General features: G+C 61.2%; 17 protein-coding genes. 12 read left to right on the top strand and 5 right to left on the bottom strand.

Features of this window, described 5'->3' with window-relative positions:
* Window positions 1–60: 60 nt before the first annotated feature.
* Entirely contained in the window at window positions 61–783 is a 723-nt protein-coding gene (locus tag RXV86_RS03245; protein WP_316297422.1) for a transglycosylase SLT domain-containing protein, read from the bottom strand.
* A 202-nt stretch (window positions 784–985) separates the two neighbouring features.
* Between RXV86_RS03245 and RXV86_RS03240 the strand changes: the two genes are divergently transcribed.
* Entirely contained in the window at window positions 986–2338 is a 1353-nt protein-coding gene (locus RXV86_RS03240; protein ID WP_316297421.1) for a hypothetical protein, read from the top strand.
* A 259-nt stretch (window positions 2339–2597) separates the two neighbouring features.
* Here RXV86_RS03240 and RXV86_RS03235 read toward each other — a convergent pair whose 3' ends face one another.
* Window positions 2598–3296, bottom strand: coding sequence for an SDR family oxidoreductase (locus tag RXV86_RS03235; protein ID WP_316297418.1), 699 nt, complete (start codon window positions 3294–3296; stop codon window positions 2598–2600).
* Between RXV86_RS03235 and RXV86_RS03230 the strand changes: the two genes are divergently transcribed.
* Window positions 3228–4298, top strand: a complete 1071-nt coding sequence (locus RXV86_RS03230) for a LysR substrate-binding domain-containing protein (protein ID WP_316297417.1) — start codon at window positions 3228–3230, stop codon at window positions 4296–4298. The two genes, RXV86_RS03235 and RXV86_RS03230, sit on opposite strands and share 69 nt — an antisense overlap.
* 121 nt (window positions 4299–4419) lie before the next feature.
* Here the strand turns inward: RXV86_RS03230 and RXV86_RS03225 are convergent, their stop codons facing one another.
* A complete protein-coding gene (locus tag RXV86_RS03225; protein WP_316297416.1) occupies window positions 4420–6093 on the bottom strand; it encodes an alkaline phosphatase PhoX in 1674 nt (557 codons plus the stop codon).
* Window positions 6094–6328: 235 nt separating this feature from the next.
* Here RXV86_RS03225 and RXV86_RS03220 point away from each other — a divergent pair, with 235 nt between their 5' ends.
* Both RXV86_RS03220 and RXV86_RS03215 read left to right on the top strand, forming a co-directional pair.
* Window positions 6329–7138 carry a division plane positioning ATPase MipZ gene (locus tag RXV86_RS03220; protein ID WP_316297415.1) on the top strand — a complete coding sequence of 270 codons (810 nt, stop codon included), beginning with the start codon at window positions 6329–6331 and terminating at the stop codon, window positions 7136–7138.
* Between the two features lie 15 nt (window positions 7139–7153).
* The gene (locus tag RXV86_RS03215) at window positions 7154–7471 is read left to right on the top strand and encodes a hypothetical protein (protein WP_316297413.1); all 318 of its coding nucleotides are present in this window, start codon (window positions 7154–7156) and stop codon (window positions 7469–7471) included.
* 40 nt (window positions 7472–7511) lie between these two features.
* Here RXV86_RS03215 and RXV86_RS03210 read toward each other — a convergent pair whose 3' ends face one another.
* Both RXV86_RS03210 and RXV86_RS03205 read right to left on the bottom strand, forming a co-directional pair.
* The gene (locus RXV86_RS03210; RefSeq protein WP_316297411.1) at window positions 7512–8372 is read right to left on the bottom strand and encodes a DMT family transporter; all 861 of its coding nucleotides are present in this window, start codon (window positions 8370–8372) and stop codon (window positions 7512–7514) included.
* Window positions 8373–8435: 63 nt separating this feature from the next.
* Window positions 8436–8912, bottom strand: a complete 477-nt coding sequence (locus RXV86_RS03205) for a MarR family transcriptional regulator (protein ID WP_316297409.1) — start codon at window positions 8910–8912, stop codon at window positions 8436–8438.
* Window positions 8913–9063: 151 nt separating this feature from the next.
* Here RXV86_RS03205 and hmgA point away from each other — a divergent pair, with 151 nt between their 5' ends.
* The 8 genes from hmgA (at window position 9064) to RXV86_RS03165 (ending at window position 17520) form a co-directional block, all read left to right on the top strand.
* Window positions 9064–10419 (top strand): homogentisate 1,2-dioxygenase, encoded by a 1356-nt coding sequence (gene hmgA, locus RXV86_RS03200; RefSeq protein WP_316297408.1) that lies wholly within the window; start codon window positions 9064–9066, stop codon window positions 10417–10419.
* Complete coding sequence (locus tag RXV86_RS03195; RefSeq protein WP_316297406.1) at window positions 10419–10610, top strand: hypothetical protein; 192 nt, start codon at window positions 10419–10421, stop codon at window positions 10608–10610. Before hmgA ends, RXV86_RS03195 begins: the two co-directional genes overlap by 1 nt.
* Before the next feature lie 40 nt (window positions 10611–10650).
* Window positions 10651–11907, top strand: coding sequence for a fumarylacetoacetase (fahA, locus tag RXV86_RS03190; RefSeq protein WP_316297404.1), 1257 nt, complete (start codon window positions 10651–10653; stop codon window positions 11905–11907).
* Between the two features lie 4 nt (window positions 11908–11911).
* The gene (locus RXV86_RS03185) at window positions 11912–12448 is read left to right on the top strand and encodes a dihydrofolate reductase family protein (RefSeq protein WP_316297401.1); all 537 of its coding nucleotides are present in this window, start codon (window positions 11912–11914) and stop codon (window positions 12446–12448) included.
* A gap of 5 nt (window positions 12449–12453) precedes the next feature.
* Window positions 12454–13404 carry an MBL fold metallo-hydrolase gene (locus RXV86_RS03180; protein WP_316297400.1) on the top strand — a complete coding sequence of 317 codons (951 nt, stop codon included), beginning with the start codon at window positions 12454–12456 and terminating at the stop codon, window positions 13402–13404.
* A gap of 119 nt (window positions 13405–13523) precedes the next feature.
* Window positions 13524–15146 (top strand): FAD-dependent oxidoreductase, encoded by a 1623-nt coding sequence (locus tag RXV86_RS03175; RefSeq protein ID WP_316297398.1) that lies wholly within the window; start codon window positions 13524–13526, stop codon window positions 15144–15146.
* 5 nt (window positions 15147–15151) lie between these two features.
* Window positions 15152–15346 (top strand): DUF2783 domain-containing protein, encoded by a 195-nt coding sequence (locus tag RXV86_RS03170; RefSeq protein WP_316297396.1) that lies wholly within the window; start codon window positions 15152–15154, stop codon window positions 15344–15346.
* Window positions 15347–15525: 179 nt separating this feature from the next.
* Window positions 15526–17520 carry a cation:proton antiporter gene (locus RXV86_RS03165; RefSeq protein WP_316297394.1) on the top strand — a complete coding sequence of 665 codons (1995 nt, stop codon included), beginning with the start codon at window positions 15526–15528 and terminating at the stop codon, window positions 17518–17520.
* Window positions 17521–17581 lie beyond the last annotated feature (61 nt).

Below are 17581 nucleotides of genomic sequence, written 5' to 3'. Positions count from 1 at the left end.
GAAGCGCGCGCATTGTCCAGTTGGAGACGTAGGGCGCGCATTGACTGAGCGCCATTCCGTTCATCCCTTTTGCATCGCCAACCCTTCGGGTCGCAAAACCGGCCGGATCGTCCGCGTCGACTTGCAATAACTCTGCTTCCTTAACCAACCGGCCATATCCGCGCGCTTTTTGGACGAGCGCATTGGCCCCCAATCCGCAGACACCCCGCGCCAGCGACGCTTCTTCGCCTTGGTATAGCCATGCACCACCCCGTCGCGCGGCACCGTCACCGCCATAATCCGGATCGCACAGCTCAGGTTCGCCGCCCCGTCCTTCAACGCCTCGCCCGAACGCGCCCTGCATCTGTAGCCCCGTGCCGTGGCTGGCAGAATCTGGAGCAGCCCGTACCACAGGCCCCCGCCGCCCACCGCATCCGCACGATAGGTGCTCTCATGCTTGGCCAGTGCCGACATAAACCCGACCCAGAAGGCGCCGCGCTGGTCCGGGCCCGCTTGCGGATAGGCGGGGCACCAATTGCGAATGTCCCCCGGCACCATCTTGATCAGTGGCGCGCCATGGCCCTGCATCGCCACCATCGCCGCGCGCGTCCACAGGTCGGCACCGGGCCGATGCGCCCAGCGCGCATTCGGCAAGACCCCCAGCCGCGCACGGGGGCGCAACCGCGCGGGCACATCGCCCGCCGCTTGCGTCGCCGCAACGGCCAGCTTGCTCACCTCTTCCGACAGGCCCGCACCCGGAGGACAACCCAGCGCGAGCGCCAACAAAACAACAGCAATCCGCATCCTGTCCCCCCAGACATGGCGCATCTCGTTCAAACCCTGTCATCAAGCCCGATTTTACCTGAATTTGCAAATCTACCCCCCGCGGCAAACATCCGTTGCCGCAAACCTGTTCCAGCAATTCCCGGAAATCCCCCACGACCTGCCGTTTTTTGGCCCGAAAGCCCGGTCATAAAACTGCGATAAATCGTTCCCGGAGTGGTGTATGAAATTTCCCGCCAACCTGCCTCTGCCCAGCGGCCTGACCCGTGCACTTAGAACCATGCCGTCCCGGGTGCAGAAAAAGGTCCGCGCAACCCTGCCGGGACGGTCGCCCACACCCAGCCGCAAGCTGGCCGATGCGCTCACCGCCAATCAACTGCTCGACAAGGAACTTGCGGAACGCCTGGAACGGCAACTGATCCTGCCCGTGGCCTCGGAAAGCGACGAGGAAACTTCGCGCGCCGCCGTTCAGGATTACGGCCAGTTCCTCGCCCGCCAGGACCGTTGGGACGAGCTCTCCAAGCTGATCAAGGAAGTCGACATCCGGCGCGAGGCCACCCCCTGCGCTATGAGCCACGCCGAATTATTGTGCTACGGGGCCCGTTCAGACGTGGTGCATTATATGGAAGACGCCATCATGGACGGCGCCAACCCGGTACTCGACGGAATCGAAGCGCTGGAAGAGGTGCTCGAGGAAGAACCCGGCGAATATCCCCTGGCGGTAATCGTGGCCCTGGCCCACGCCGATATCGGCTGGGCCTGGCGCGGCGGCGACTGGCCGCACGAGATCCCGGAGAAGAACCTCTCGCTGTTCGAGGCCCATTTCGACCGCGCGTCCGAAATCCTGGCGGATTATGACGTGGTAACCCCCGACGCTCCATTGCTGGCGGCAGCGCGCTGCGCCCTTCTTGCAGCCCGCCCTCTGCCTGCGGTCAAGATCGCCGATCAATACGAGGCGCTGATCACCCTCGATCCGGGGAACCCGCGCCCGATGCGGGCGCTCGGCAATCACCTGCTGCCGCGATGGCATGGCTCTTACGACCAGCTGGAACTCGAGGCCCGCCGCATCACCGCCCTCACGACCGAGACATGGGGCAACGGAGCCTATGCTTGGGTCTTCATGGACGCTCTCCGGATTGACCCCGGCACCGCCCGCATCGTCGATATCGACTTCTTTCTCGACGGCATGCGCGATATCCTAGCGCATCACCCAGGCCAGCATTTCGCTAACCTGCTGGCGGCCTTTGCGGCGATTTCCATGGCCCCCTCGCGTGCACCTGACGATGCCCCTGACATCCTGCGCAAAACCCGATCCCGCATCCATGAAGCCCTTGACTGGATCCTGGCGGAATATCTCTATGAGCTGCACCCACTGGTTTGGGCCCAGGCCGCCATGGCCGCCGAGAACAACGCGCCGCTGCCGATGCGCAAAACCCTGGTCCGCCGCGGGCTGATGACCGCCCGCCTCGCCATCGCACGCTATTTTGCCGACGAGATCATGAAAGGCACCACCATTGCCTTCTCGCCACACGGATTGCGGTTCTATACTCCGGGGGGGGTGCAAAGCTTCGACTGACAAATTGCTGCAGCGGGTATTGTGCGGCCTGACAGCATCGGCTGGTTAAGGCTGCGCCGAGCTCACGCTCGGCGGTCTGCACCACCCGCATTTCGGTTGAACAGCAAGCACCGATCGACCCTTTCATGACAATGAATGTTTGGGCCAAGAAAGAGACCATCTGCTGACTTCGCTTTCTTGGCCAGATACTCAAGTCCTCCGCGCCAGAGGCGTATCTGTCTGGCAAATGACGCACCAAACGGCCGCTACGGTGCGAGGTTCAAACCGCGCGAGTCAGCCCGCCATCGATGCGGATATTCTGCCCGGTGACGTAAGCCGCGTCGTTGCTTGCCAGGTAGGAGATCAGTCCAGACACTTCTTGCGCATGTCCGTAACGCCCCATTGGGATACGTGCCTTGCGGTCCTCGGTTTCCGGCAGACTGTCGATGAAGCCCGGCAACACGTTGTTCATCCGCACGTTATCGGCCGCCATCTTGTCCGAGAACAGCTTGGTAAAACTCGCCAACCCGGCGCGAAAGATGCCGCTGGTGGGAAACAGCGGATCCGGTTCGAAAACGGCAAAGGTCGAGATATTGATGATCGTGCCGCCACCTTGTTTGGCCATGATCGGCGCCACCATGCGCGCGGGCCGGATCACGTTCATCAGATAGACGTCCATTCCTTTGTGGTATTCCTCGTCGGTCATATCGAGGATATCACCCTTGGGTCCGTGGCCGGCCGAGTTCACCACAACGTCGATCCGGCCCCATGTCTTCACCGCCTTGTCGACCAGTGACTGAAGGTCTTCGGTCACCAGGTTCGAGCCGGTCACGCCAACCCCGCCCAGCTCCTTGGCCAGCGCCTCACCCTTGCCACTTGATGACAGGATCGCGATTTCGAAACCGTCTTCATGCAGGCGCCGCGCTGCGTCCGCACCCATGCCGCTACCACCTGCCGTGATCAGTGCCACCTTAGTCATATCCGTATTCCTTTCGATCCAGTTTGTCCCAGTATTGGTCCGGAATCCCTGCTTGACCAATCATCTCTCATCGCCCAAGACAGTAGAATCTCTACACCCTCAACAAAGCACCGTATGCGCAATCCCAACCTCAACGCTCTTCGCATGTTCGACGCTGCCGCTCGCCACCTGACCTTTCGCGCCGCCGCCGAAGAGCTGAATCTCACCCAGGGCGCGGTAGCGCAACAGGTCCGCCGGCTCGAAGCCGATCTAGGCCATCGCCTATTCACTCGCCTGCCGCGTGGCCTTGCGCTGACCGATACCGGGCGACGCTATCATGCCTCGGTTTCCGAGGGGCTGGCCATCATCGACGCCGCCACTGCCCGGCTGGCCCCGAAACGCGATCGGATCACGCTCTCGGTGCCGCCCTCGCTGGCCTCGAAATGGTTGGTGCCCCGGCTAGCGGCGTTCCATGCCGCACACCCGGGGATCGAGCTGCGCACCGTCGCCTCGGAAGGGTTGACCGATTTCGCCCGTGACGCGGTGAATGTCGCGATCCGCCAGGGCAAGGCGCCGGAGGGCAACAGCTTCAATCATCACCAACTCGCCCCGCTTGATCTTGTCGCCGTGGCCTCTCCGACACTGGTCGCCACCCTACCCCAACCCAAAACCATCAAGGAATTCAGCACTTTACCTCTAATTGAGGACGGTCACGCCCATTGGGACCTTGCTTTTTCGCGGGCAAAACTGACCGCCCCCGCGCCGGTGCTGAGCTTCAACCAGACCACCCTGGCGCTGGATGCCGCCACCCAAAACCAAGGCATCGCGCTTGCACCGCGGCTTCTGGCGCAGGACGCCCTCGCAGCGGGCACGCTAACCGAGCTGTGGCAGTTACCCACCGACCCTAGCACGGGTTTTCACGTTCTGTGGCCGGATAAACGAACATCCCCTCCGGCGACGAAGGTCGTTGTGGACTGGTTGTTGTCTCAGGCTTCGCGTGGCTTCGCCTTCGATATGTCATAGGCGCCGATGCTGGCTTTGAGCCGACATAGAGAGGACGCCGTGCGGGTTCTTTTTTCGCCGGCTTTCACCTCAAGCCATAGGCCTCCACACGTCTTACGAAACCCGGATCAAATCCCGTCCCTCACTTCACCAACCACAACATGTCGAGCTCATGCCGCTTCTTGCCGGCGTCCTCGCCAATAAGCAGCGTGCCGTCCGCCATCGCCAGTATATTGTCCGGGTTGGCCGGCCGATCCGCATCGCAGGACCCGTCGTCATTGGTCATGCCAATCACGTAAGGTTCCAGCCGGGTGATATTGTAATCCTCGCCCGTCACCGCGCGATAGGTGCCACCGCAACCCTCAGCCACCAGCGCAATAGCGCCCTGATCGCCTTCGTCCATCGCGCCTGTGGACCAATCCTTGTGACCCCAGCCCTTGTCCATAGTGTATTTCAGCGCCGAAGCCGCAACATAGACCACGTTGCCGCGATTGGTCACCCCTTCCAGCTTATCCCATTCATTGGTGGCGCCCATCGCTGCCGCCGTCCGCCGTGATTCCAAGAAGGCCGCGCGCGCGTCTTTTGCCGTGCCCAACGCATACGCCCGGATTTCCGCATCCGAGACGTAGTTGCTCTGCCCTTCGACATAATCTCTCACCTCGATCCCATCATACTCGGCAATCCATGCCGCGATCTCAGCCTCGCTGGCATGACCCAGTTCGATCCACTCGACGTCGAATCCCGCCACCTGCGGATCGTCCGTGCCGTCCTGAGTCATCTTCGCGGCATAAAGCGCCCCGGAACTCAGATCGCCCGGCTTGTCGGCAACGAATTTGAACAGCACCCCACCCGAGGCGGTATTGTACTCCTTGTGGGCATAGGCCGCGCTGTCATCATCACTCATGTAAAGCGTACGGTTATCCGGCATGATCGCCGCCGTTTCATGGCTCAACCGTCCGGTGGCGTAACGCTTGACCAGGGTACCCTCGCCCTCAGGTTCCAACACCTCAACGAGGTAGCCGTAACGATAAGGGTTTCCCATCTTGCCCAGGTAGCGTGCCATGTTCTTGGGCTTGATATAGGTGATATCGTTGCCGCCACGGAAACTGGCCTTTTCATCCTCGTCATGATTGCGCGGATGGTTCCACACGGCCGTGTTGTAGAAGAAATACTCCTCCGCCATCAGCGGCGTGCCCCAGGGCGTCACCGTGCCGGAGCACAGAACCGACAAGCCATCAACCGGCGACAGATCCATCATGTTCGACTGTTTCAGATCAGCCTGCCACTTACCGCCCTGGCGCATCAGCTTGATCTTGCTGACAGCGCTGGCGCCCTCGCGGCCTGCGCCCTCCCAGCCGGTATAAAGCCAGGCACTGTCATCACCCGTCGGCACGAACCCGTTGAAGTCCGGTGCGTTCGATACGTACATCAATTGGCCCGATACGTCATAGACCCCGCCCAGCACCTGGCCTGAACCCAGCGTGTCGCCTGCCTTGCCGAATGTCACGTATTCACCGCTTGCGACCTGCACCATCCCGCGCGCATCTTCGGGCGGCAATTCCATGCTGGCCGTGCTCGGGTCATACCCCGCCACATAGCCCAGCGTCGCCGTCGGGGCATCGCCCTTCAGCGTATTCTTGCCGCCGGGATGCTGTGCATTCAAAAACAGCTCGCCCTCGGCGTTGCTGGCCAATCCCGTGACCTCGGCACCTTCCGGCATGGTCGCCACCCGCACCAGGGTCGGTGCGTCGGCCAGGGCCCCTGTCGCCAGCATGGCACCCAGCGCAACACCCGTCAAAATCGCTTTGCTCCGCATCGCGGATACCCCCCTTTTTGTTTTTTCAACCAATGCGTGATGCTATGCGTGAACCCCTTTAGCGGTCAATCATGACGGCCAGGTGCCAGCCAAACCGGCAACTCCACACCGCCCACCTGCACCGGAATTTCCCCTTAACGCGCGCTTTCCAAGTCATGCTCCGCGGCATATACTGCCCGCCAAAGACAAACCGCGCGGGGACCAAAGGCGCGGCACAAAAGGGGCAAGCGGGACAATGGCGCATATCATCGTTGTCGGGAACGAAAAAGGCGGTGCGGGCAAATCCACCGTTTCAATGCACGTCGCCACTGCACTGGCGCGGATGGGGCACTCGATTTCGGCGCTCGATCTGGACCTTCGTCAAAAGACTTTCGGCCGCTACGCCGAGAACCGCAACAAGTTCCTGGCCAAAACCGGGCTCGAGCTGCCCAGTGCTGATTATCACGACCTGCCCGAGATCGACAAATCGGCGCTGAAACCCGGCGAGAACATCTATGACCACAGGCTTTCGGCCGCCGTGGCGACGCTCGACCCCGACAATGATTTTATCCTGATCGACTGTCCCGGTTCGCATACACGTCTGAGCCAGGTGGCGCATTCGCTGGCCGACACCCTAATTACGCCCTTGAATGACAGCTTTGTCGATTTCGACCTGCTGGCCCGTATCGACAGCGACGGTGAAACCATCCTCGGCCCGTCTGTCTATTCCGAGATGGTCTGGTCGGCGCGCCAATTGCGCGCCCAGGCCGGCCTCAAGCCGATCGACTGGATCGTGGTCCGCAACCGGCTGGGCGCCCAGCGCATGGTCAACAAGGAAAAGATGCAGCGCGCCCTGGAGAAACTCTCCAAGCGCATTGGCTTCCGCACCGCACCGGGGTTCAACGAACGCGTGATCTTCCGCGAGCTTTTTCCCCGAGGTCTGACCCTGCTCGATCTCAAGGATATCGGCGTCAAGCAACTCAACATCTCCAACGTCGCCGCTCGACAGGAGCTACGCGACCTGATGAAGGCGCTGAACCTGCCCGGGGTCAGCGTGGATTTCTGACATTAAACGACTCAATTGACCAAAACATCACTCGAGTTGCTGGAATGCGCCGCTTACGACACCATCGTAATTCCCGGCATCGGTGGCTTTGTTCCAACGTCGGCGTTCCTTGTCGTCTTCCCCGTGATTGACGCTTCTACTTTCGCGAAAATCATGTACGCCACCGACCAGATGTTAATTGATTTCGAAGGCCCTGAATGCGTGAACCCGGCTAATCTGGTTCCGACAATTGAGACGCAAGATTTCACGCTAGATCGCCATTTTCGGGCGGTCGAAGACATCTTCCGCAAGCATTTTGGAACTGAAACCGTCCAGCGAGAGCCAACACCCTAAACAATTGAGTAAACCCGCCCCTCTTTCTTTGTCCAAATACTCATTGCTGACCGCGCCGCAGGGCAACGACGTTCGACATGGCCAGCGCCCCCACCACAATCGCCCCTCCGATCAGGGCATAGCGCCCCGGATGCTCATCGATCACCGCCCAGACCAGAAGCGGCGCCAAAACCGACTCCAGCAGGATCAGCAGGCCCACCTCTGCACTCGGGATATAGCGTGGCCCCAACGCCAAGCCCACGGCGCTCACCGTGATGAACGCCCCGTGCAGCCCGACCAGCAGCCATTTCCCCTCCGGCACCGCCCAGGGCGACACGAACAGCGCCAATCCAGCCGAAACCACCAAATAGCCCAGCGCCACCGCCGGGACCATCGACACATGCCGCACCTTGCGCGCCGCCGTCAGCCCCGCCGGGAACAGCGCCGTCACCAAAAGCGCCATCAGATCGCCCTTCCAATGGGCGTGTTCCGTCTCGCCCGACCCATAAGCGATCACCGCCAGCCCCATCGCCACCACAGCAATGGTAATCAGCATCCGTGCCCGGATCGGCTCTGCCAGGAAAATCCGACTGTAAACGGCGGCAAAAACCGGCATCGCCGCAATGATCAGCACCACGTTGGCCACGCTGGTCATGCTGACGGCCAAGACAAAGAAAACCCCCGACACGCCGGTCGCAAAGGCGAACAAAACCCCGTACCACCCGGTCCCCATCACCTCGCGAATCGGCCGCACCCCTTGCGTCACCACGATCCAGGCCAGGATCAGCGCCCCTGAAATCCCACCCCGCCAAAAGGAAATCACCAGCGGCTCAGCCCCGATCAACCGCACGAACAGCGAATCCGGCACCACGAACAGCACCGCCACCAGCGTGATCAGCAATCCCTTTACCTGATCGCTCAACGCTCAGCGCTCCGCAGGTCATGCCCAGTTCCTGCGGTGGGACATGCATCAGGCATGGCCGGGTCAACCATCCATGTTGCCCGCCAGCTTGTGCAACAGTCGCCGCAACGTCTCAGCCTCCTCGGGCGAAAACTGCGACGCCAGCTCCAGATCATACTCGAGCGCCACTTCCCGCAGGTCGCGATAGGCCTTCCGCCCCGCTGCCGTCAGTTCCAAGAATTCCAACCTTCGATCTGCTTCGTCCCGCTCGCGGGTAAGAAAGCGACGTTCGGCCAGTTTCGCCACTGCCCTGCTGATCTTGGTCTTGTGCATTTTCGACCGGTCACCGATCTCCTTGGCGGTCATCCGCCCATAGATGCCCAGGTGAAACAACACCCGCCACTCGGTGCGCAACATGCCGTAACGATCCTTGTAAATCTTCTGGAACGCCAGTGAACTGACCTCGGCCGCCTGGTTGAGCAGATAAGGCAAGAAATTTTGCAGATCGAACTCGTCCGCGGTCCCGGCCTCACCCAATTCGCTGATGCTGATCTTCGACAAATCTCACCCTCCGGCCAACCTCTTCGCGCATCTTACGCAAATCGCCCCGCCAGAGAATCGAAAAACGCTTTATGCTGCTTTCAGTCATTTTGGTCGTTGTTAGTTACATACACAACTGTTAACTGCGCAACGACTCTACTGGAGACGCGCGATGAACAAACAGACTTTCCCACATCACATGACCCAGGCGCCATCCGTGCCCGGGCCACACGAAGGCTATATGCCCGGTTTCGCCAATGATTTCGAGACTGAAGCCCTGCCCGGCGCTCTGCCCCAGGGCATGAACAGCCCGCAGAAATGCAACTATGGGCTCTACGGCGAGCAGCTTTCGGGCACTGCCTTCACGGCACATCCTCCGGAACGCACCTGGACCTATCGGATTCGGCCTTCGGTGAAACACTCGCACCGCTACACCAAGATCGACTTGCCTTATTGGAAGTCGGCCCCGAATGTCGACCCGGACGTGGCCTCATTGGGTCAATACCGCTGGGACCCGATCCCGATGGTCGACGCGCCGCTCACCTGGCTCACTGGCATGCGCACCATGACCACCGCCGGCGACGTGAATACCCAGGTCGGCATGGCCACCCACACCTATCTCGTGACCGAGTCGATGAAGGATGAATACTTCTTCTCGGCCGATTCCGAGTTGCTGGTCGTGCCGCAAGAAGGCCGCCTGCGCTTTGCCACGGAACTCGGCATCATCGACATTGAACCCAAGGAAATCGCCATTCTGCCGCGTGGCCTCCTCTACCGCGTCGAAGTGCTCGAAGGTCCTGCGCGCGGCTTTGTCTGCGAAAACTACGGCGAGAAATTCGAGCTTCCGGGCCGCGGTCCAATCGGTGCCAATGCACTGGCTAACCCGCGCGACTTCAAGGCCCCGGTGGCCTGCTTTGAGGATCGCGAGACCCCGTCCACCGTCACGATCAAATGGTGCGGCCAGTTCCACATCACACATATCGACCAATCGCCGCTCGACGTGGTGGCGTGGCACGGCAACTACGCCCCCTACAAGTATGATTTGCGGACATATTGTCCGGTTGGCGCGATCCTGTTCGATCACCCCGATCCATCGATCTTTACCGTGCTCACCGCGCCCTCCGGCGTGCCCGGCACCGCCAATATCGACTTCGTGCTATTCCGCGAACGCTGGATGGTGGCCGAAGACACGTTCCGCCCGCCGTGGTATCACAAGAACATCATGTCCGAGTTGATGGGCAACATTTATGGCCAGTATGATGCCAAGCCGCAGGGCTTCATCCCCGGCGGCATGAGCCTGCACAACATGATGATCCCCCACGGCCCCGACAAGAACGCTTTCGAAGGCGCCTCGAACTCGAACCTCGGGCCGGACAAGCTTGAAAACACGATGTCTTTCATGTTCGAAACCCGCTTCCCGCAACACCTCACCGCCTTTGCTGGCTCCGAGGCACCGATGCAGGATGATTACATCGACTGCTGGAGCGATCTGGAGAAGAAATTCGACGGCACCCCGGGCAAGAAGTGATGGAGTATCTGGGGTATCTCTTTCTCGCGTTAAATGCGCTCTTCATAGGCGCGGTTCTCTATGCTTGGTGGCAAAAGTTTGTGCGCAACCGCCCTGACCGCTATGGCAAAGGCCCCGGCCACGACCTTCGTGGCATGGAACGCGGGCAAACCGGCTTCATTCGCGAGACGCCAGCGAAAAAAACAAAGTAGGGTGTGGTCTTGCACGCACCTTCCACGACAAGGACAAAACATGACCCTTCAAAAATCCTGGGTAACTTCGGCCAATGACGCCGCCCACCCGTTCCCGCTCAACAACCTGCCCTACGGCGTCTTCTCGACCGCCGATCTCGACCCGCGCTGCGGCGTCGCCATCGGCGACATGATCCTCGATTGCCAACGCGCCGAAGAAGTCGGCCTGATCTCCCTTTCTGAGGATCCGCTGTTCGATGTGCCGTTCTGGAACGAAGTGATGGAGGAAGGCCCGGAACTCTGGTCCATCCTGCGTCAGCGCCTGACCCAGATCCTAGCTGACGGCTCCCCCGATCAGGACCGCGCCGCCGACCTTCTGGTGCCGCAATCGGACGCCGAACTGCACCTGCCCTTCCTGGTCAGCGAATACACCGACTTCTACGCCGGTCGCCACCACGCCACCAATGTCGGCACCATGTTCCGGGGCGCCGAAAACGCCCTGCCGCCCAACTGGCTGCACATTCCCATCGGCTATAATGGCCGCGCCAGCTCGGTTGTCGTCTCGGGTACCGACATCCGCCGCCCCTGGGGTCAGTTGAAATCGCCCGATCACGAGATGCCCGCCTTCTTGCCCTGTCGCCGCTTTGATCTCGAACTGGAAATGGGCGCGATTGTCGGCACCGCCTCCGACGGACCGATCACCGTGGACGAGGCCGACGCCAACATCTTCGGCTACGTGCTGCTGAACGACTGGTCCGCACGCGACATACAGGCCTGGGAGTACCAACCCCTCGGCCCGTTCCAGGCCAAGGCCACTGCCACCTCGATCTCGCCTTGGATCGTGAGCAAAGACGCCTTGGAACCCTTCCGCTGCGACGCTCCCGAACGTGAGTTCGAGCTGCTGGATCACCTCAAGGACACCGGTCCGATGCTCTATGACATCGACCTGTCCGTCACCCTGGCCCCCGAAGGCAAGGACGCCACCACCATCGCAGAAACCAACTACAATCAGATGTATTACTCGGCAGCGCAACAGCTGGCACACCACACCAGCGCAGGCACCCCGATGAACCCCGGCGATCTTCTGGGCTCGGGCACCATCTCGGGTCCGACCAAACCCGAACGCGGCTCGCTTCTGGAACTCAGTTGGGGCGGTAAGGAACCCCTGACACTGGATACCGGCGAGACCCGCACCTTCCTCGAAGACGGTGACACCCTCACCCTACGCGGGGCGGTCAAGGGCGACGGTTACACCATCGGCTTCGGAGACTGCACCGGCACCGTGATCCCGGCCCTCGAAGACCCATTCAAACGGTGATCCATTGACCAAACGCCCAACATATGTCGGTTACATCGCGATGAGCCTTGACGGGTTCATCGCGACACCGGACGGCAGCGTCGAATGGCTCGATCCGTTCAACGAAGCGGTCGCCACTGACGGGGGCGATGGTGGCTATGGCGACTTCATCGCCGGTATCGACGCGCTCATCACCGGGCGCACCACCCATGAACAGGTGTTGGGCTGGGGCTGGCCTTATGGTGATCGCGCCAACTATGTGCTGACGCGCCAACCGGGCTACACGAACGACCATGTCACCGCCGCCGGTGACATCGACACCTTGAAAGACGCCATCGCACAGGCCGGGCACAAAAAAGTCTGGGTGATGGGCGGCGGTAAAACCCAACGCGCCGCGCTGGATGCGGGCATGTTTGACGAACTTCGGGTCTTCGTCATGCCGACCATCCTCGGCGGCGGACGCCCGCTTTTCTCGCCGGGCCGACAACACAACCTCACATATGTCTCCAGCCGGGAACACGGCGGCGGCATGCTTCAAATCGACTACGCGAACAAGGACTGAACACAATGGCAAAAGCATTCGCATCCCAAGGCGACATGACCGAAAAGAACATCACCTTCGAAGAGGTGGGCAAGGACCTGTGGGCCTTCACCGCCGAGGGCGACCCCAACTCCGGAGTCATCATCGGCGACGACAGTGTCATGATTGTCGAGGCCCAGGCCACGCCCCGTCTGGCCAACAAGGTGATCGAGAAGGTCCGCGAAGTGACCGACAAACCGATCTCACACGTTGTTCTCACCCACTATCACGCCGTGCGCGTGCTGGGTGCCAGCGCCTATGGCGCTGATCAGATCATCATGGGCGACGCCGCCCGCGCCATGGTGGTGGAACGTGGTCAGGAAGACTGGGACAGCGAATTCCAACGTTTCCCGCGCCTGTTCGAAGGCCACGAAAGCATCCCCGGCCTGACCTACCCGACGACGACCTTCAGCGAAGACATGACCGTTTATCTCGGCAACCGTCGCATCGACCTGATGCACCTGGGCCGCGCCCACACGGCAGGCGACATCGTCATCCACGTGCCGGATGAAAACGTCATGTTCACCGGTGACATCGTCGAATACCACTCGGCCTGCTATTGCGGCGACGGCCACTTTAACGAATGGGGCCAGACACTTGATAACATTGCCTCCTTCGACGTCGACGCCATCGCCCCCGGCCGTGGCGACGCTTTGGTCGGCAAGGAGATGGTGAACGCCGCCATCGAAAACACCCGCGATTTCGTCGAAAGTACCTACCGCCCCGCGGCCAAGGTTGCCGCTCGCGGTGGCTCGCTCAAGGAAGCCTGGGACGCCGTGCGCGCCGAGTGCGACCCGAAATTCGCCGACTACGCGATCTACGAACACTGCCTGCCCTTCAACGTCGCGCGCGCCTATGACGAGGCCCGCGGCATCGACACGCCCCGCATCTGGACCGCCCAGCGCGATCTCGACATGTGGGCAGCACTACAGGGCTAACCCGATTTTTCGCGAAAAATCGTATCCGCGCCCTGCCTGACGCAGATCAAGTAAACCGAAACTCTTGGGTGGCATGATCCCCCCAAGAGTTGCCCCAGAAGATGCCCGGAGGAGAGACCATGACCGAACAGAACAAGATTTTCGAAATCCCGCTCTACCCATATGAGCGGTCATCGGACCAAGACACCGAAACCCCCGTCCGCCACCCGGTGATCATCATCGGTGCGGGGCCCATCGGGCTCGGCGCGGCCATCGACCTGGCCCAGAATGGCGTGCCTGTGGTCATCCTCGATGACAATGACAAGGTCTCATTCGGCTCGCGCGCAGTCTGCTATGCCAAGCGCCCGCTGGAAATCCTCGACCGGCTCGGCTGTGGCAAGGAAATGGTCGAGAAAGGCGTTGAATGGAATCTCGGCAAGGTCTTCTTTGACGAACGTCAGGTCTATGCCTTCGATCTCCTGCCCGAAGACGGCCATGAATTCCCGGCATTTATCAACCTCCAGCAATACTATTTCGAAGAATACATGGTGAACCGCATCCGCGAGCTTCAGGGCCAGGGCGCACCGATCGAAATTCGCGGCAAGAACCGGGTCGAGGCCATCGGTACCCATGACGACTTTGTCCGCATGGAAGTCGACACCCCCGACGGCCCCTACATGGTCGAGGCCGAGTGGCTAATCGCCTGTGACGGCGCCAATTCGGCCACCCGCAAGATGATGGGGCTCGACTTCATCGGCCGCATCTTCGAGGACAACTTCCTGATCGCCGACGTGATCATGGATGCCGAGTTCCCGACCGAGCGCTGGTTCTGGTTCGACCCGCCCTTCAACAAGGGCCAGTCGGCGCTGCTGCATAAACAGCCCGACAATGTTTGGCGCATCGACTTCCAGCTCGGCTGGGACATCGACAAGGACGAAGAGCTCAAGCCCGAGAACATCGACAAGCGCCTGCGCGCCATGCTCGGTGAGGATCTGCAATACGAGCTGGAATGGTCGTCGATCTACACCTTCCAATGCCGCCGGATGGAAAGCTTCCACCACGGCCGGGTGATCTTTGCCGGTGACGCTGCTCACCAGGTCTCACCCTTTGGCGCCCGCGGGGCCAACTCGGGGCTGCAAGACACCGACAACCTGGTGTGGAAGCTCAAACTGATCATGGACGGCAAGGCCCCCGAAAGCCTGCTCGACAGCTATGACTACGAGCGGGTTCACGGCGCCGACGAGAATATTCTCAACTCCACCCGCTCGACCGACTTCATCACGCCCAAGTCGGACATGTCGCGAATCCTGCGCGATGCGGTGCTGGACCTGTCCGAGCATTACGAGTTCGCCCGCCCACTGGTGAACTCGGGCCGCCTGTCGGTGCCCTGCACCTATGACGGCTCGCCGCTCAATTCGGCCGACGCGCTCGAAGGCGGCCCGGCACGCACCCGTCCCGGCTCACCCTGCCCCGACGTGCCGTTGGGTGATGACTTCCTGCTGCCACAACTGGCGGACCGCTTCACCCTTCTGACCATCGACGCCGAGGCGCCCGATGAGTTCGAAGAGGACGGCATCACGGTCACCCGGCTCGCACTCTCGGTCAAGGACGACAAGACCTTGGCCCTGAAACAGCGCTACCTCGGCGATGCCGACAGCGGTGTCTACCTGATCCGCCCGGACCAACACGTGGCCGCGCGCCGCGATGTCTGGAACGAAAACCTCTTCCGCGCCGCCCTGCGCCGCACCACCGGCAAGGAGTAAGACCCATGACCGATCTCAACCTGACCCCGAATATCACCGGTGCCGATGATTTCTACGCCGAACTTCTGGCCGCGCATGAGCCGCTCTCGAAAGAAGAAAGCGACGCGCTCAATGCCCGGCTGATCCTGATGCTCGCCAACCATATCGGCGACCGCGAGGTGCTGTCGGCCGCCATCGAGGCCGCCAGGCAAAAAGCGTAACCCACGTACCTTACGCAGTCCGCGACATCAGCAAAATCCAAAGGCCGTGCCATTTCCTGGCGCGGCCTTTTTCGTCCGACCGCGATCGTCGATTTGGCACCAATTGCGAGTGAACGACCCTTGCGGAAGTTCCAGCCGCGGGGTTCACTTGTTCAGCGCGCAAACAGGACAAGTGACCGATGACCGATTTTCTCCTCCTCGCCTTCATCTTTCTTATTGCCGGTGTCGTCGCCGTGCCCATCGCTTCGCGGCTGGGGCTTGGCTCGGTTCTTGGCTATCTCATCGCCGGGATCGTTATCTCCCCGGCCTTGGCGTTGCTGAATGTCGACGTGATTTCGCTACAGCATTTCGCCGAATTTGGCGTGGTGATGATGCTCTTCCTCGTCGGCCTCGAGCTGGAGCCGAAGCTGCTCTGGCAGATGCGCCATCGGCTGTTGGGCCTTGGCGGCGGGCAGGTCAGCTTGACCACGCTGGCGGTCATGGGCGTGGCAATGCTCCTCGGGCAACCCTGGACCATCGCCCTTGCCATCGGTCTTGTCTTTGCCCTCTCTTCAACCGCCATCGTCCTGCAAACCTTGAATGAAAAGGGTTTGATGAAATCTGACGGCGGCCAGTCCAGCTTCTCGGTCTTGCTGACCCAGGACATCGCCGTCATCCCCATGCTGGCCTTTATTCCGCTGCTGGCCATGCCCGAGCTGATGGACGCGGCGGGTGCCCATGTGACCGACCATGCCGCGCCGGCAACCCATGTCACGGCCCCGGTTGGCGACCCTCACGCCGCTCCCGTGGACAGCCATGGCGGCGACGATCACAGCGACGGCGACCACGGCTCCGGCCTCTCCCTGGTCGACGGGCTCAACGGCTGGCAAACCGCGCTTGTCACGCTCGGTGCCATCGGCGCGGTGATCGTCGGCGGCTCTTATCTTACCTCACCGATCTTTCGCTTCATCTCGGCCGCCAACCTGCGCGAACTTTTCACCGCCGCCGCCCTGATGATGGTGATTGGCATTGCCCTGCTGATGAGCCTCGTCGGTCTGTCGCCTGCCCTCGGCACGTTCCTCGCCGGCGTGGTGCTGGCCAATTCCGAATACCGCCACGAGCTGGAAAGCGACATCGACCCGTTCAAGGGCCTGCTTCTGGGCCTGTTCTTCATGACCGTCGGGGCAGGTATCAACTTTGCCCTGCTCTATGAGAACATCGGCACCATATTCGCCCTTACCCTCGGCCTGATGGCGTTGAAATCGCTGATCCTGTTGATCCTGGCCCGCATCTTTTCCCTACGGGGGTCCGACAAATGGCTTTTCGGCCTCGGCCTCGCCCAGGCGGGCGAATTCGGTTTTGTCCTGCTTTCCTTCACCGTCGCCAACAAGGTGATCCCCGCCCCCATCGCCGATCAGCTCCTCCTTGTGGTGGCGCTGTCGATGCTGCTCACCCCAGCGCTCTTTATCCTTTACGACCGCGTCATTGCCCCGCGCTACGCTGGTGGAGACGACCGCGAGGCCGATGAAATGCCTGGCGATAGCCACATCCTGATCGCAGGTGCGGGTCGGGTCGGCGGCCTCGTCAACCGCGTGCTCGAGGCCGCGGGTTTTCATACCACGGTGATCGATTTCAGTTCGGCCCAGCTCGACATCCTCGCCCGTTTCGGGGTCAAACACTACTATGGCGACGCTACCCGTCCCGACCTCTTGCACGCCGCCGGGATCGATGAGGCCAAGATCTTTGTCATCGCCATCGACGGCAAGGATCAGATCACCGAACTGACCCGATACGTCACCGCGAACTATCCAGGCGTGCATGTCATCGCCCGCGCTATGGACCGCAACCATGTCTATGACCTGTGGCACGCGGGCTGCCGCGACATCATCCGCGAAACCTATGACAGCACCCTCAGGATGAGCCGCTCGACCCTCGAAGCCCTGAGCATCCCGCGTGAGGTCGCCGAAACCGTGATAGACGAGTTCAACGCGGTCGACCGCCGGACCATGCTGGCCGTCGCCGACGCCTACGACCCGGCGATTCCGGCGCATGAGAACCAGCCCTATATCGATACCATCCGCGCCCTGCGCGATGTCCTGGAACCGGCTCTCAACGCGCGTATCGTGGCAATCCTTGAAGGCAAGGACACGGACGACTTACCGCCCTTGCCGTCGACCAACGCCGACGGCGGTTGAATCAGAAAACCGATCGGGACTCTCCGGACACCGGCTGAACGGCATCCGGAGAGCCCTCATT

The organism is Aliisedimentitalea sp. MJ-SS2 (assembly GCF_032586155.1).
Lineage (GTDB): Bacteria > Pseudomonadota > Alphaproteobacteria > Rhodobacterales > Rhodobacteraceae > JAWHTC01.
The sequence above is the reverse complement of the archived record's forward strand: the minus strand, read 5'-3'. Positions and strand labels throughout refer to the sequence as shown.